General features: G+C 61.5%; 1 protein-coding gene. It reads left to right on the top strand.

What is annotated here, in order from left to right:
• Nucleotides 1-179: DUF6124 family protein (locus K0F88_RS32445; protein WP_257605262.1), on the top strand; the 179-nt coding region annotated here is incomplete at its 5' end.
• Between the last annotated feature and the right edge of the window lie 192 nt (nt 180-371).

Below are 371 nucleotides of genomic sequence, written 5' to 3'. Positions count from 1 at the left end.
AAGACCTGCTGGCCCACACCTGCGAGTCATTGGCCCAGGCCAGCGTGATGGCGAGCGACTTCGCGGACTATCTGGAAGGCCCGCATCGGCACAAGGCGATGGCCATTCAACAGATCGTCATGCTGGCCGAACTGGCCGCAAACCGGATGCTGGATAACGTCGCCATACCAAAACCTTAGCCGCACGGCTGATCCCCCTGAGGTAGCACATCCCCCTGTGGGAGCGAGCCTGCTCGCTGATGTTGGCTGACACTCCGCCATCGCTGGCAGGCCAGCTCCCACAATTGGATTGGGTACATCAGCAAGAGATTGGTCGGCTGTCAGGCCGCCATCGCTGGCAAGCCAGCTCCCACAGGGTTCGGGTACATCTGC

It is taken from the genome of Pseudomonas sp. UMAB-40 (genome assembly GCF_900095275.1).
GTDB lineage: Bacteria > Pseudomonadota > Gammaproteobacteria > Pseudomonadales > Pseudomonadaceae > Aquipseudomonas > Aquipseudomonas mandelii_B.
Note: the sequence above shows the minus strand (reverse complement) of the source record. Positions and strands in the feature narration are given on the sequence as shown.